This window comes from Maricurvus nonylphenolicus (assembly GCF_042854845.1).
Lineage (GTDB): Bacteria > Pseudomonadota > Gammaproteobacteria > Pseudomonadales > Cellvibrionaceae > Maricurvus > Maricurvus nonylphenolicus.
Genome location: NZ_AP031498.1, coordinates 87,164 through 101,496 on the forward strand (window position 1 = coordinate 87,164; position 14,333 = coordinate 101,496).

13 protein-coding genes and 1 tRNA gene are annotated in these 14,333 nt (G+C 50.0%); 8 read left to right on the forward strand and 6 right to left on the reverse strand.

Annotated features, from left to right (window positions below; genetic code table 11):
- Positions 1-96: 96 nt before the first annotated feature.
- A complete protein-coding gene (locus tag ACGHZ6_RS00400) occupies positions 97-312 on the reverse strand; it encodes a hypothetical protein (protein ID WP_390616783.1) in 216 nt (71 codons plus the stop codon).
- A 173-nt stretch (positions 313-485) separates the two neighbouring features.
- Positions 486-1,325, reverse strand: coding sequence for a 3'(2'),5'-bisphosphate nucleotidase CysQ (cysQ, locus tag ACGHZ6_RS00405; RefSeq protein WP_390616784.1), 840 nt, complete (start codon positions 1,323-1,325; stop codon positions 486-488).
- Between the two features lie 256 nt (positions 1,326-1,581).
- Here cysQ and ACGHZ6_RS00410 point away from each other — a divergent pair, with 256 nt between their 5' ends.
- Positions 1,582-2,652, forward strand: coding sequence for an AraC family transcriptional regulator (locus tag ACGHZ6_RS00410; RefSeq protein ID WP_390616785.1), 1,071 nt, complete (start codon positions 1,582-1,584; stop codon positions 2,650-2,652).
- A gap of 69 nt (positions 2,653-2,721) precedes the next feature.
- Here ACGHZ6_RS00410 and ACGHZ6_RS00415 read toward each other — a convergent pair whose 3' ends face one another.
- Entirely contained in the window at positions 2,722-4,938 is a 2,217-nt protein-coding gene (locus tag ACGHZ6_RS00415; RefSeq protein ID WP_390616786.1) for a TonB-dependent receptor, read from the reverse strand.
- 265 nt (positions 4,939-5,203) lie between these two features.
- On the opposite strand from ACGHZ6_RS00415, the gene yrfG reads away from it, so the two are divergent.
- From yrfG to ACGHZ6_RS00440, 5 genes are all read left to right on the forward strand, one after another.
- The gene (yrfG, locus tag ACGHZ6_RS00420; RefSeq protein WP_390616787.1) at positions 5,204-5,869 is read left to right on the forward strand and encodes a GMP/IMP nucleotidase; all 666 of its coding nucleotides are present in this window, start codon (positions 5,204-5,206) and stop codon (positions 5,867-5,869) included.
- Positions 5,870-5,882: 13 nt separating this feature from the next.
- The gene (hslR, locus tag ACGHZ6_RS00425; RefSeq protein WP_390616788.1) at positions 5,883-6,269 is read left to right on the forward strand and encodes a ribosome-associated heat shock protein Hsp15; all 387 of its coding nucleotides are present in this window, start codon (positions 5,883-5,885) and stop codon (positions 6,267-6,269) included.
- Positions 6,270-6,287: 18 nt separating this feature from the next.
- Positions 6,288-7,784 (forward strand): S1C family serine protease, encoded by a 1,497-nt coding sequence (locus ACGHZ6_RS00430; protein WP_390616789.1) that lies wholly within the window; start codon positions 6,288-6,290, stop codon positions 7,782-7,784.
- A 334-nt stretch (positions 7,785-8,118) separates the two neighbouring features.
- Positions 8,119-8,988, forward strand: a complete 870-nt coding sequence (gene hslO / locus ACGHZ6_RS00435; RefSeq protein WP_390619216.1) for an Hsp33 family molecular chaperone HslO — start codon at positions 8,119-8,121, stop codon at positions 8,986-8,988.
- A gap of 224 nt (positions 8,989-9,212) precedes the next feature.
- Entirely contained in the window at positions 9,213-10,772 is a 1,560-nt protein-coding gene (locus ACGHZ6_RS00440; protein WP_390616790.1) for a phosphoenolpyruvate carboxykinase, read from the forward strand.
- Positions 10,773-10,873: 101 nt separating this feature from the next.
- On the opposite strand, the gene ACGHZ6_RS00445 is transcribed toward ACGHZ6_RS00440, so the two are convergent.
- Positions 10,874-11,074, reverse strand: a complete 201-nt coding sequence (locus tag ACGHZ6_RS00445; RefSeq protein ID WP_390616791.1) for a hypothetical protein — start codon at positions 11,072-11,074, stop codon at positions 10,874-10,876.
- A 254-nt stretch (positions 11,075-11,328) separates the two neighbouring features.
- Between ACGHZ6_RS00445 and ACGHZ6_RS00450 the strand changes: the two genes are divergently transcribed.
- Together ACGHZ6_RS00450 and ACGHZ6_RS00455 are read left to right on the forward strand one after the other, a co-directional pair.
- Entirely contained in the window at positions 11,329-12,906 is a 1,578-nt protein-coding gene (locus ACGHZ6_RS00450; RefSeq protein WP_390616792.1) for a cation:proton antiporter, read from the forward strand.
- Entirely contained in the window at positions 12,903-13,184 is a 282-nt protein-coding gene (locus tag ACGHZ6_RS00455) for a hypothetical protein (RefSeq protein WP_390616793.1), read from the forward strand. Before ACGHZ6_RS00450 ends, ACGHZ6_RS00455 begins: the two co-directional genes overlap by 4 nt.
- Before the next feature lie 293 nt (positions 13,185-13,477).
- Here ACGHZ6_RS00455 and ACGHZ6_RS00460 read toward each other — a convergent pair whose 3' ends face one another.
- On the reverse strand, positions 13,478-13,993 hold the full coding sequence (locus tag ACGHZ6_RS00460; RefSeq protein ID WP_390616794.1) for a T6SS effector amidase Tae4 family protein: 516 nt from the start codon (positions 13,991-13,993) through the stop codon (positions 13,478-13,480).
- 175 nt (positions 13,994-14,168) lie between these two features.
- A tRNA-Arg gene (locus ACGHZ6_RS00465) sits at positions 14,169-14,245 on the reverse strand.
- Between the last annotated feature and the right edge of the window lie 88 nt (positions 14,246-14,333).

Below are 14,333 nucleotides of genomic sequence, written 5' to 3' on the forward strand. Positions count from 1 at the left end.
TCATGCTTGATCGTTATATAGCTGCAGCCGGTGTACGAGACTGATTCACTTCCCAATGGATAGTCTCGCCGTTGCCTGATGAGAGCGGGTGGAATACTACACAGGAGTTTTTGGCAGTCCGGCAAGCAATTCCTTTCGTGAATGAATCATTTCCTTGTAGGTTTGCAGCATGGAGAAATCGACGGTATCGCTTTCTATTCTTAAGCGTTCGCACTGCCGTTCCAGGTGCGTGATCTCGCTGATTAAATGTTCTTTAAGTATGCTGGCATCTTGGTGGCTGACCTCAACTAGCGGGGGGGTTATATAACTCATACTGCATTACCACGGTTAAGGCACCAGGGTTGTCTCCGGTGCAAACTACATATAACCAAAGCATAGACAATATTTTTGGTGCTGCTGATTAAATTGTGGGTGGCACAAAAAAGCCCATTCGAGATGGGCTTTTATATGCAGTTAGGCTTTAAGTGGGAGTGGGCTAATAGCTTTTAGCTTTTTAGAATACGCTGCCACTCGTAGTCGGTATCACCAATTACATAGAAATGCGGGTTGAGCAGGCTGTCCTTTTGGTTGTAACGCAGCACAGCCAATTGATCATCCACCACTTGCCCGCCAGCGGCCTCTACTACGGCTTGGGCTGCAGCGGTATCCCATTCACAGGTAGGGGCCAGCCGAGGATACAGATCGGCCTTGCCTTCGGCGACCAGGCACAGCTTTAGAGAGCTGCCCATGGATGTGGTTTCTGCAGGGCCAAGCGTTGCGCCAATACGATCAAGCAGTGCGACAACCTCCTCGGCACCATGATTGCGGCTGGCGACAACGGCGACGGCAGTATCGGCCGGAAGGCTTCTAACCTTGATCGATGTTGTTTTGTCCGCTTCATGTTTCCAGGCTCCATGCTCAGCGGATGCCGGCTGGTTTATGGCGCCATAGGTAATCGACAGAGCCGGAACATGTACAACGCCCATGACCGGCACACCGTTTTCAATCAGCGCGACATTTACCGTAAATTCGCCACTGCGTTTGATAAATTCTTTGGTGCCATCCAGCGGGTCTACAATCCAATAGCGAGACCAGCTTTTTCGGGTCGCAAAATCGGGGCTTTCCGATTCCTCAGACAACACAGGAATATCCGCAGTTAATGCAATTAAACCTTGCTCAAGCAGTTTGTGGGCAGCGAGGTCTGCTTCAGTCAGGGGTGAATTATCGGCTTTGGCATCAATGCTAAAGCCTTCACTGCGTTGGTAGATGGCCATTATGGCCTGACCAGCATCCTGGCATAGTGATATAAGCTGTTGAAGATTTTCCTGGGACAGTGAAAAAGACATAGATCAATATCAGGATTGAAAAACGGCCCTCCATTATCCATATTGTGGGGACTGTTACCATAGCGCGAGCATAGGGGAGCCTTCGCGCAGATATTGCACAAATAAAAGTCAATAAACCCGTCATATCGCGGTATTTTTGCGTTAAAATGGCCTTGCACTTGACCCACCTTGCACACAAAAATCTTCTGCCTTAACCGCTGATTATTATAATAAGTGTTATCGGGGCACCCCGACTTGCTAAAAAGCGACGTAATCCATGAGTGCAACTGAATCCACAATTAAACCTGAATGGACGGTTATCGGCCCCTATCTACGTAAGCTGGTTGATACTGCCGCAGACCTCGGTGTAGATCGTTCGCAATTGTTGGCCGATATTGGTGTTGATGCCCGAGAGCTGGTCGACAGTGAAAAACGCTTTCCGATGACGGCGTTGATCAAGGCATTTTCTTTGGCCGCTGCGCGCAGTGGTTGTGAGGATATTGGCCTCAAGTTTGGCTACTCCTTGTCCATCGAAGATCAGGGCTGGTTGGGGTACATCGCTTGTTGCACGTCCAATATGACTGAAGCGTTGGAAACCTTTACGCCTATCCGGCGTATTATGATGCACTCTGGCACAACGGAATGTGTAAAAACGACAAACTTTGCCATCTATACCTGGACGCCGCTGGTGCCGGAGTTTGATAAGGAGCGTTACTTTGCCGAGGCAATTTTTGCGAACTGGATTTCTTCGGCCAACGAGCGAGTTGGCGTAACGTGCATTCCGGCGAAGGTGGAGTTTACATCACCAGCGCCAGCTGATTTAACGCAGCTGCAAGCGATATTTGGTGACAATCTACATTTTGCTTGTGGGCAGAATCGTATCACCTTGCATAGGGAAGATGCCGAGCGACCTTTTAAGCCTATGGACGATCAGGCGGTGGTTTCAGAGTATGAACAGCAACAGCTTATCAAGCTGATAGAGACTGATTTAAAGCATATTCCTGATTCACTATTAACAACGGCATTGGTTGAAAAGCACATTATGCGTTTGTTGCCCACTGGTGAGTGTAATCTGACCTTGGTCGCCGAACAGTTACATATGACTGAGCGAACCTTGCAGCGACGATTAAAAGTCGATGCTACCCGCTTTAACGAATTACTGAAAAATGTGCGTTTGCGTTGGGGGCGAAATTATCTCGCTGAAACCGATATGGCAATCACCGATATTGCCCTCTTGTTGGGTTATCAGGAAACCAGCGCCTTTACCCATGCGTTTAAGAATTGGACCGGCATGTCGCCAGCTGAATATCGACGCGATATGTTGGAGCAGGAAAAGCAATTACAGTAATCGTCATGGCTTAATAAAAAAGGCGGACACAGAGCCCGCCACAAGTTAGAGATTATATTACGAGAGTCATTACATGGAGTAAGTCAGGGTTAGACCATAAGTGCGCGGTAGCGCTGGCACATGGAAAGCGCCAAATGGTGAAATCTGGTAATTGTGGGCGTAGTACTCTTCATCAAACGCATTGTTCACCCAGCCTGCCACTTCCCACTGTTCATCCGCACTGGTGTATGCCATACGCATATTGTAAATGCGGTATGCAGGTATAGCGCCGTGTTCAAAGTTCTGAATATCCTGATAGGCCTTATCTTTCGCCACATATTCAAGCCGCGCATCAACCGCACCGCCAATGCTTAAATCCTTGCTGTAACTTACCGCCAGGTTCCAGGCATTGCGAGGCGCATTGCGCAGCTTATTGCCTTCATTGGGTACCAGGTCGGGTGTTAAACCTTCCTGAAACTTGGTGTATTCAGTATTGAGATAGGCATAAGTACCGGAGAGACGCCAGTTTTCGGTAAGGGCAAACTCAGCTTCCAGTTCAATCCCCTGGGTTTCGGCTTCACCGGCGTTGATGGTTTTTAACGGGTCCACCAATGTGGCCGGGTTACCATCGTCGAAAGTTTGCAGCAGTTGTAAATCATCATAGGATGTATGGAACAGGGCGCCGTTTAAACGCAAACGGTTATCTACCAACATGGATTTAAAGCCGATTTCCAGATTCAACGCTTCTTCCTGCTCAAACGGCGAAGCTGCTTCAGTCGCCCCGGTGGCTACACCGTCAAAGCCGCCGCTTTTAAAACCGGTGGCAGCACTGGCGTATACCATGGTGTCATCCAGCAGCTGATAGTTGGTAACAAACTTGTAAGTAGTGGCGTTCCAGCTTTCGTCGACAGCCACATCATAATCTTCCAACACATACAGGCCCGCGCCACTAATGCCGCGGTTTTCAAAATCTTTTTCTTCTTTGGTGTAACGAATGCCGAAGGTTAAATCGAGCCGATCAGTTGCTGCAAAGGTTGCTTGGGCAAATGCGGCATAACTGGTGGTTTCGTTTTTCTGGAAAGTATCATCCGACAACGCGAAACCGCCGGTCATGGTGCCCTGAAAGTTACCGCCTTCGTTACGGGAGGTTTTTTCCTGATTAAAGTAGAGGCCTGTTTGCCAGTTGAGATTCTCTGTATCGCCGGCAAGACGGAATTCCTGGCTGATCATGCGACTGCTTTCTTCCGCATAGTTATCGACATCGAGTAACGGGAAAGCGGTAGGGCCGACACCTAAACCAATATTGCTGAAGCTGGTTTTGGATTCCCGGTAGGCCGTAATACTGGTCAGTGTTTTATCGTTGAGATCCCAATCGACTTGTACGGAAGCGCCTTGGCTATCCATTGTGGTGTGGCCAGCGTTTTCCAGGTAATTTTCATGGAAGTCAGCAGTGGGTATCAGGTTGGCTGCTTGCATTGCTGCCAGTGTTAAACCCACTGCGTTGGATGCGGCGGGAACCAAACCGGTTTCATTGGGAACGGCGGCAGTGCCCGTGCGCTGATCTTCGCCGTAATCCATACTGATAAGAATCTCTACACTGTCTGAGGGTGTGAGCAAGAACTGGGCACGGGCACTGCTGCTATCAATATCGCCGGTTTCAACATCCGAGATGACACTGTCAACATAGGCATCGCGGTCTTTTTGATTGTAAGTCAGTTTGGCATTGAGCTTGTCTGTTAAAGGGCCGCTGATCATGCCGCGGTAAGAGCGCAAGCCGTAGTTACCGGTACCGATTTCAACTTTTGCAGAAAATTCATCGGCCGGTTTTTTCGTGGTGACATTAATCGCGCCGGCAATAGCATTCTTGCCCCACAGGGTGCCCTGCGGGCCACGCAAAACTTCAATACCGGCAATGTCGAACAATTCCAGCCCGGTCCCCGCACTGCGGTTTACATAAACGCCATCGACAAACATGGCAACGGATTGCTCACCACCACCGGCGCCATCACCGTTAGAACCAATGCCGCGAATAAATAATTGTGGCTGGGTTGGGTTAAATTCACCCATGCTAAAACCGGGCGTGCGAGCGGCAACACCAGCAACGTTGGTGATACCTGCCTGCTTGATAAGTTCTTCATTCATCGCTGTCACAGCAATAGGTACATCCTGCATATCCTGCGCACGTTTTTGTGCAGTAACCACAACTTCTTCCAGGGCAAAGGTTTCGGCCAGTGTAGGTAAAGTGGTGGTGATGGATGCAAGGGCGATAGCAGCCGTTAAAGGGCGTAATGTGGGCTTCGTCAACATACCCGTTTCCTCTCTCTCAGATATTTTCGTTTTTATTGGAATTATGTGTGCTCTGGATTTAAAACCGTGATAGATAGAACCGTGACGGATAGAAACCGAGCGCGGAAAGTCTAAAGGCAGAATAAGAAGGCCGACTTGTTAATTTGCGACGTTTGTCGAGGGCGCATAATGGCGGAATCTCTTTTTTGAAAAGGCTTGCTAATAGACGACAATATCTTGCGAGATAAGGTATGCTTTAACGAAATAATCGGGTGTATACAGGCTTATGATTGATTGGCAGGCAATAGATACGGTGCTGTTGGATATGGATGGCACCTTACTGGATTTACACTTTGATAATTATTTCTGGCTAACGCATTTGCCCCAGCACTACGCTGCCGCACAGGGCATGGATCTGGAAACCGCCAACGAAAAGTTGATGGCGCATATTAAGGCCCATGAAGGCACGCTGAATTGGTATTGCCTGGAGTTCTGGTCAGATGCACTGGATCTCAATATTCGTGCATTAAAGGAAGAGGTAAAGGACAAGATTCAGATTCGTCCCTTTGTGGTGGAATTTCTGCAGCGTTTGCGGCTGTTGGATAAAAAACTGGTGTTAATTACCAATGCCCATCCTCAAAGCCTGGATTTAAAACTGGAAGTTACCGAGATTGATCAGTGGCTGGATATGGTGATTTCCTCCCACGAATTTAACGAACCAAAAGAAGCCCAGGCCTTTTGGACCCAGTTGCAAGCACGAGAACATTTCGATCCGGCCCGCACCCTGTTTGTTGACGATACCGTCCGCATCCTCGACAGTGCTAAGCAGTTTGGCATTCAGCACCTGCTTTGTATTCACCAGCCGGACAGCCAAAAGCCACGCAAAGTCAGTGAGTATCCCGCTATCAACCATTTTGATGAGATAATGCCTGGTCTACCTGTTGATCAATAGTTGTTAAGGCATCATGGAAAAAGTTCGTATCGATAAGTGGCTATGGGCTGCCCGATTCTATAAAACCCGCAACATAGCCAAGCAGGCGATCGATGGCGGCAAGGTCCACTGCCAGGGTCAGCGGGTAAAACCCAGTAAAGAGATTGAGTGTGGCGTCGAGCTCACCATTCGCCAGGGGCACGATGAAAAGACCGTGCTGGTAATAGCGTTGTCTGATAAACGTCGCGGTGCCCCGGAAGCCGCTAAACTGTATCAGGAAACCGAAGCGAGCATTGCCAAGCGTGAAGCACAGGCGGCACAGCGCAAGGTGCTGCGGGGCCTGGATATGACCCCCGATCATCGCCCCACCAAAAAACAGCGCCGTCAGATTCACCGCTTCCGCGAACAAGATCTGGAATAGCATTAACGAGGAGTAGCCGTGCAAGGATTACGTATTACCCTGTGGATAAGTTTAATGATGTGGGCCAGCCAGGGATTTGCCTACGGCCACGGGGATATTGAACGCCTGAAAACGGCAGTGGTAAAGATTTACACCACTTCTGCCGCACCGGACTATTTCACGCCCTGGCGTCTACTCAATGCCAAGCAATCCAACGGCTCCGGGGCTGTTATTGCCGGTAACCGTATTCTCACCAACGCCCATGTCATTGCCGATGCCCGTTATATTCAGGCGCAAAAGCACGGTGATCCACGCAAGTACCTGGCTAAGGTAGCCTTTGTTTCCCATGAGGCGGATCTGGCAATTCTCGAAGTACAGGACGAAACATTCTTTAAAGGCCTTAAGCCCCTCAAGGTCGGCAAGTTGCCGGAACCGCTGCAGGAAGTGTCGGTGTTTGGTTATCCCTTTGGCGGCAATACCATGAGTATTACCCGCGGGATCCTCTCGCGGGTCGAGCATCAATACTACGCTCACGCCGGTGGCTACCTTCTGGCGGGCCAGATTGATGCCGCCATTAACCCCGGCAATAGTGGTGGACCAGTGGTGGTCGACGGCAAGATCGTCGGTGTGGTGATGCAGGCCAATACCAGCGGCCGGGCAGAAAACCTCGGCTACTTTGTACCGCCCAGTGTGATTCATCATGTATTGAAAGACGCTGAAGACGGTAAGTACGATGGCTTCCCGGACCTTGGCTTCCGCACCCAAAACCTTGAAAGCCCAGCCATGAAGAGTGTGTATGGGGTGGCGCAACAGAGCAATGGAGCCCTGGTGGCCAAGGTGTTTGAGCAGTCGCCGGCGGCAGGCGTTATTGAACTGAATGATGTGATTCTAAAAATCGACGATTATGAGATCGCCGATGATCGCACTATCGAGTTCCGCAAAAACCTGCGTACCAATTTCAAATACGCGATCGACCAGTATCACCGCGGGGATAAGGTTGATATTACCTTGTCCCGTAAAGGCAAGATCCACAAGGTCAGCATTACCGCTGATCGTCCGACCTACAACTACACCTTGGTTCAACCTGAACAATTCGATCGTCTACCCCGTTATATGATCTACGGCGGAGTAGTGTTTGTACCGCTGAATATGAACCTGATTAAACGTTGGGGCCGTGACTGGCACCGTCAGGCGCCGGTGGAATTCCTCAATGCCCGTAATGTGTGGTCCAGCCCGGAGCAGCGTGAGTTAGTGGTGGCCCTCAAAACCCTCGCAGCCGATGTAAACCTTGGGTATCACGATTGGAAAAACTGGGTGCTGGAGAGTGTAAATGGCCAGCCGATCCGGGATTTTGATCACTTTGCCAGTATGGTGCGAGAGAATGGTGAGCAGGGCGCTTCCCGAGAGTTCACTGTGTTCCGTGATTTGGAGGGCTATCAGATGGTAATAGATCATCTCCAAGCGGAGGCGACTGAGGCTGAAGTTCTTCAGCGTTACCAAGTACCTAGCCCTTATTCTCCGGACCTTGCTCCTTAGTGGTTCTAAATTAGATCGTGGCGCTTGCGATCCCTTGCGGCCTCCCCGGACACGCTGTGCGCCATCCACTCTCGTTTACAAACAGCGCTCTGCGTCGGCGTCCTGCCTCCGAAGGTCCGGGGAGGCCGCAAGGAACCACAAGCTTAAGCCCTCCCTTTGTTTTCTTTTCATGTAAGGCTCCTAGTTTGTAGAGTTGGGCCAAACCCCCAGCCAGTGGTAGAATCGCGCCGTTTTTCACAGTGGGGCCCAGCCCAAGGTAGCCAAGACCGTGGTTGACGATACCAGTAGCCAAGATATAGCCAACAATATCTCTAAGAACGAAGACCGCGATGTGATGCATCGCTTCCTGTTTGATGACACCGACCTGCGTGGTGAGGTGGCCACGTTGGGAGATAGCTACAGCCAGGTGCTGGTTAATAATCCTTTCCCGGAAAGTGTTCAAACCCTGCTGGGTGAGTTTCTGGCGGCGGCCAGCCTGTTGTCCGGGCGATTAAAGTTTGATGGCATTCTGACCTTGCAGGCTCGTGGCGAAGGCCCACTGCCGCTGATTATGGCCGAGTGTAGCAATAACAAAGAGCTGCGCGCGGTGGCGCAACTGGCTGAAGGTGTGGATCACAGTGAATACCAAGGCCTCAGCTTGCCTCAACTATTAGGCAAAGGCGTATTGGCCATTATCGTCGAGCCGGAGCAGGGTCAGCGTTACCAGGGCATAGTCCCTTTGGATGCCGATAACCTGGCGGGTTGCTTGGAGCATTACTTTGAGCAGTCCGAGCAGTTAAAGACGCGCTTTTGGCTGCAGGCCGATGTGGCCAGCAAAACCGCAGCCGGTATGATGCTGCAGGCCATGCCGGAGCAGACCTGTGATACAAGCAAAAACCAGGAAACCTGGGAGACCGCTGAGGCCGTGGCTGCGACCCTGACCGCCGATGAGCAGCTGGGCCTGGATCACCAAACCCTGCTATTCCGCCTGTTCCATGAGCTACAGGTTCGTATGTTTGAGGCCGAGCCGGTGCGCTTCCACTGCCGCTGCTCTCGTGAGGCCTCTGAACGAGCGCTGGTCTCTCTGGGCCGTCAGGAGGTGGAAAGCCTGATAGCCGAGCAGGAGCAAATCATCATCGATTGTCAGTTCTGTAACCAGCAGTATCGCTTTGGCAACGAGGATTTGGATAGCATGTTTGGTGGGTCACCCAAACAGCTCCACTAAACGTGATCTGGTGGGTAAAGATTGGTTAAAAAAGCGTCTGAGGGGGTTAGCGTCCGCTGAGCTTTTCTGACATAATAGCGCCCCCAAATTTTAGGCATCCGTTGGGCCATGTATCCAGCGGAGCCGTGTAGAGCTTCTAACCCACACCAACCGTTGGGTTAATGATTAGCCTTTTGATTGTTTAAAGATTTTCGACTTTTAGCACATTTACAGGACATCGACGAATGACACAGATTGATGATGCGGTTCCAACCGTATACACCGACCTTACCTCTGCCGAACTGGTAGAACAGGCACTGAAGCGTGGCGAAGGTAAACTGTCCCACACCGGTGCTCTGGTGTGCGAAACCGGCAAGCGTACCGGTCGCTCCCCTGCTGACCGTTTCACTGTAGAAGAGCCTTCTACTGCTGATTCCATCGATTGGGGTTCTGTGAACCGTCCTTTCGACGCTGGCAAATTTGATCTGCTGTGGGATCGCGTTGAAGAATATCTGTCTACCGTAGATACCTTCGTATCTCACCTGCATGTAGCAGAAGATGCTGATCACTACCTGCCAGTTAAAGTTACCACCATGACTGCCTGGCACAACCTGTTCGGTCGCAACATGTTCATCCGCACCGACAATTACAACCCGAAATCCAAAGAAGAGTGGAAAATCATGCATGCTGCAGACTTCGTCTGTGAGCCAGAGCGTGATGGCACCAACTCTGAAGCTACCGTTATCGTTAACTTTGCTCAGCGCAAAGTACTGCTGGCCGGCATCAAGTACGCTGGTGAGATGAAGAAAGCGATGTTCTCTGTACAGAACTTCCTGCTGCCAGAGAAAGACGTACTGCCAATGCACTGCTCCGCTAACGTTGGTAAAGAAGGCGACACTTGCTTGTTCTTCGGTCTGTCCGGTACCGGTAAAACTACCCTGTCTGCTGACCCAGAGCGTTACCTGATCGGTGATGACGAGCACGGTTGGGCCAAGGGTGCTGTATTCAACATGGAAGGTGGTTGCTACGCTAAAACCATCGACCTGTCTCAGAAGAACGAGCCAGTTATTTGGGACGCTATCCGCTTCGGCGCTATCGTTGAGAACGTTGTTCACGACGAAAAAGGTGTACCTGACTACTGCGACACTTCTCTGACCGAGAACGGCCGTTGTTCATACCCTCTGGAGCACGTTGAAATGCGTGTTGAAGAGAACCGTGCCGGTGAGCCTAAGAACGTTATCTTCCTGACCTGTGATGTTTCTGGTGTTATCCCACCGGTTTCTATCCTGTCTAAAGAAGCTGCTGCATACCACTTCCTGTCTGGCTACACCGCTCGCGTAGGTTCTACCGAGATGGGTGCTGCTGCCGGTATCAACCCAGCGTTCTCTACCTGCTTTGGTGCGCCTTTCATGCCACGTCCTGCTCGCGAGTACGCCGAGCTGCTGATGAAGCGTGTTGAAGAGTTCGACGCTAACGTTTACCTGGTTAACACCGGTTGGACTGGCGGTGCTGGTGGCCCTGGTGGCGAAGGTTCTCGCTTCCCAATCCCTGTGACCCGTGCTGTTGTTGCTGCATGCCAGAACGGTTCTCTGGAAGGCGTTGCGACCGAGACTCTGGAAACCATGAACCTGCAGATTCCTGTAGAAGTTCCAGGAGTAGACAGCAAGTACCTGAACCCACGTGCTGCGTGGTCTGATCAGGCTGCTTACGACGATGCTGCTGGCAAGCTGGCGGGTCTGTTCGCTGAGAACATCAAGAAGTTCAACGTTACTCCAGAAGTTGAAGCTGCTGGCCCTAAAGCCTAAGTTTTTACTCCAAAGTAACGAAGAAGGCCGCTGTTTAGCGGCCTTTTTTGTGCCTGCCAGAAATGACAGCTAGCAAGAAAAAAGGGGGCACCCGGCAGAGATTAATCCTCTTCGAGTAAGTCGCCCCCCCAGGAGAAAAAGCAGCTAATCGCCAGGGCCAGCCAAATAGAAACACCGGTCCAGTAGAGAGTTGGATCGGTTTCTTTATAGATCACATCGTGCAGCAGGGTATAACCGGCATACAGGTCCCAGGCGACCCAGCCCAGCAGTAGAACACCAACAACACGCCAAAAATTATCCATCACAACCTCCTAGACAGGTAAGTAACAAGTAAATTGTCAATGTGTACAATTTACTATGAGGGATCTGTGGGGTCAATATTTTGATACAAAAATGTCTCAATCAGGGGTGGGGATTTGATTAAGCCTGACGTTTATCAATCGAAGCCAGGATTCTCATAGTCGGCACCCTTTATCCACGCTAAAATTCACAAAGATGTTATAACTCGCGAACATCATCACTTATATAGCTCACCAATAAGGATTTACCGCCCACCATGCTGGACCCCGTTATTATCATTGTTGCCCTTGGCGCCGGACTGATTTTTAAGCGCATAGGTTTCCCGCCTATGCTGGGGTACCTGGCTTCAGGCTTTGTGCTGCATGCGACCATGGACATGAGTGCCAGTGATACGATTCAGACCCTGGCGGATCTGGGCATTACCTTGCTGTTGTTCTCTATTGGTTTGAAGCTCAATCTGCGTGATTTGGCTTCGCCACGTCTATGGGGAGTAACCGGTATTCATATGGCGGTATCGGTGGCCTGTATCGGCGGTTTCTTACTGTTGCTCGGTCCTTACCTGGCGGCCTTATCCGGCCTGGATCCTACCGCCATCTGGACCATCGCCTTTGCCTTGTCCTTCTCCAGTACAGTACTGGCGGTAAAGGTGTTTGAAGAGCAGGGTGAGAGCGCTGCCTTGCATGCAAAAATTGCCATCGGCATTTTGATTATTCAGGATTTGGTCGCCGTGGTATTTATGGCGGGCAGCACAGGTAAAATTCCGGAAGCCAGCGCGCTGCTGCTGTTGTTGTTAATTCCCTGTCGGCCATTACTGCACAGATTGTTAAGGGCATGCGGACACGGCGAGTTGATGGTGTTGTTTGGTTTTGCCATGGCCATCGGCGGTGCGGCCCTGTTTGAATACTTCTATGTGAAGGGTGACCTTGGTGCTCTGATTATGGGCGTTTTGGTGGGTGGCAGCTTAAAGAGTAACGAGCTGGCCAAGAGCCTGTTAAACCTGAAAGATTTATTCCTGGTGGGATTCTTCCTCATCATTGGCCTTAACGGTTTCCCAAGCCCCGATATGATGGTGATGGCGCTAATCCTGGGTGGCGTTATTGCCTACAAACCGTTCCTTTATTACTGGCTAATGACCATGCTCAAGTACCGAGCGCGGACTTCCCTGTTGGCGTCACTGGCGTTGTTTAATTACAGTGAATTCGGTTTGATTGTCAGTGGCGTGGCGGCACAACAGGGACTGCTGCCAATGGAGTGGGTAACCACCATCGCCGTGGCCTTATCGATATCGTTCTTCCTCTCGGTGCCCATCAATGCGCGCGCGGTCAAACTCTACAACAACTACAAAGATGTCTTTACGCGCTTTGAACGCAAAACCCGTCTGCCGGGAGAAGAGCCTGTAGATTTAGGTAATGCCCGAGTTTTGGTTTTGGGTATGGGGCGAGTCGGCAGCGGTGTGTATGAATATTTGCAAAAATTCTATCCTGAACAAATAGCAGGGATAGAAGAAGGCACTGACAAATTAGCGAGCAAAGCCAAGCAGGGCCTCAATGTTTACCGCGGCGATGCCAGTGACCGGGACTTTTGGGATCGCATTAATTTAGCCGAAGTCGATTTGATTATGATCAGCCTCACCAACCACACCGAAAATGTGGCGGTGGTCGAGTTGATTAAAGAGCTGGGTTACAACGGCAAAGTAGCAGTGATCGCACGTTTTGCCGATCAAATGCGTGAGCTGGAAGAACTGGGTTGTATTTCCTACAACTTCTATGCCGAAGCCGGGCATGGGTTTGCTGAGCATGTGTATGAAAACCTGCAGCAGAAAAATACCGCATGATTTACGCGCGCTTCGTTACTGAAGCAGATATCGAAGCGCTGGTCACGCTGCTAAAGCAACACTATAAAAATATTGAGTGGGGTCAGCAGGGGGAAGATTGGATCTGGATTTATCGCGCTGATATGAAAGTGGAAATTGATAATTTCACGGCCATGATTCATGAAATTAAATCGCCTTCGCAAAATAGGCGTCTGGTAAGACAGGTTATTACCAAGCTTTCAGAGCACTACGAATTAGATGTGCTGTCTGAGCCAATGCTGGAAGCGCATGAAGAGTAATTGCCTTCCATAATCTAAGGATAAAAAGGCCTGCTTAAAGGCAGGCCTAATGTATTAAGTGGATGTTGTACTACTTTTGCGGGGCATCCGAATAAACATAATTAATGCGAAAACTACCAGGCCAACAATAATCTGAGACCCGTGAAAGACTTGTAGTGACCGCTCCAGAACCTCATCAGAAGATGAGAAACTGCCCCAGATAAAGTGGATAATCTCATTTAGATATTGAGCGGTTAATAGTCGAGTACCATAAACTGCTATAGCCGTAGCTGTGGCAGCAATAATAAGACGATTTATTTTACTTCCCAAAACCATACCTCCTTGGCCTTACCATATACACCGGACTGCAAGATCGTTTCAGTAAACCACACTTGAGATCTTGCATCTGTGAGGCGGTTAAGATTCCAAAGGTCAATATGGTCGCCAGATGAATTCCCTGTACCTTCTTCATTTGGTCTAACCCAATAATCCTTGAAGAAAATTATCCCTGTCTTACCTTTAAGTTTTTTGCCAATTTCTTTCGGGGGAACCTTTTCGATAGGAGATAAGTGTTTCAGTTTTGCTTCACTTAGTCCTATAGCAAGCTCTTCAGCTGCAAGTACATGCCCCTTACCTTTGTGACCTTCTTCCCAACAGTGTCGGCTTTGGGGAACTAGTTTGGTCGTATCAATGTTGCAGGCAGTGAGTGCTGTGCCAAGGCGCATGGCACATTGATTGGCAAATCTGGGGATCCCATCTTTTTTTAGGCAGGGTTTACCGGCCTTGGTAACTGTAGGGTGGGCATTCCATAAAGTGGAAAACTTTAACATTGAAGAATCCTTTCTATTCAATATATCAAAGGCGATAGTAGCAGACTCAATACAACCTCTTTAACGAAAAGAGCATAAGTTACTGAAAATCATACTTTGTAATTAGGAGGCTGGTGTGAAGCTGAGATGAGTACAGGTTTGGGAGGGTTAACGTAATTTGGATAAAGACAGGAGATGGCCCGCCCTAGAGGATTCGAACCTCTGACCTTCGCCTCCGGAGGGCGACGCTCTATCCAGCTGAGCTAAGGGCGGTTAGACGGCGCCATAATACGCATCTAGGCCCTATGAGTCCATGGTTTTTACTGGGTGAGGTTGGGCTAGAGGGGACTAGAAAAGCCCC

Bases quoted from the DNA above. Each gene is read 5' to 3' on its own strand.
- ACGHZ6_RS00400 (WP_390616783.1), bottom strand. From the start codon at position 312: ATGAGTTATATAACCCCCCCGCTAGTTGAGGTCAGCCACCAAGATGCC.
- cysQ (WP_390616784.1), bottom strand. From the start codon at position 1,325: ATGTCTTTTTCACTGTCCCAGGAAAATCTTCAACAGCTTATATCACTA.
- ACGHZ6_RS00410 (WP_390616785.1), top strand. From the start codon at position 1,582: ATGAGTGCAACTGAATCCACAATTAAACCTGAATGGACGGTTATCGGC.
- ACGHZ6_RS00415 (WP_390616786.1), bottom strand. From the start codon at position 4,938: ATGTTGACGAAGCCCACATTACGCCCTTTAACGGCTGCTATCGCCCTT.
- yrfG (WP_390616787.1), top strand. From the start codon at position 5,204: ATGATTGATTGGCAGGCAATAGATACGGTGCTGTTGGATATGGATGGC.
- hslR (WP_390616788.1), top strand. From the start codon at position 5,883: ATGGAAAAAGTTCGTATCGATAAGTGGCTATGGGCTGCCCGATTCTAT.
- hslO (WP_390619216.1), top strand. From the start codon at position 8,119: ATGCATCGCTTCCTGTTTGATGACACCGACCTGCGTGGTGAGGTGGCC.
- ACGHZ6_RS00440 (WP_390616790.1), top strand. From the start codon at position 9,213: ATGACACAGATTGATGATGCGGTTCCAACCGTATACACCGACCTTACC.
- ACGHZ6_RS00445 (WP_390616791.1), bottom strand. From the start codon at position 11,074: ATGGATAATTTTTGGCGTGTTGTTGGTGTTCTACTGCTGGGCTGGGTC.
- ACGHZ6_RS00450 (WP_390616792.1), top strand. From the start codon at position 11,329: ATGCTGGACCCCGTTATTATCATTGTTGCCCTTGGCGCCGGACTGATT.
- ACGHZ6_RS00455 (WP_390616793.1), top strand. From the start codon at position 12,903: ATGATTTACGCGCGCTTCGTTACTGAAGCAGATATCGAAGCGCTGGTC.
- ACGHZ6_RS00460 (WP_390616794.1), bottom strand. From the start codon at position 13,993: ATGTTAAAGTTTTCCACTTTATGGAATGCCCACCCTACAGTTACCAAG.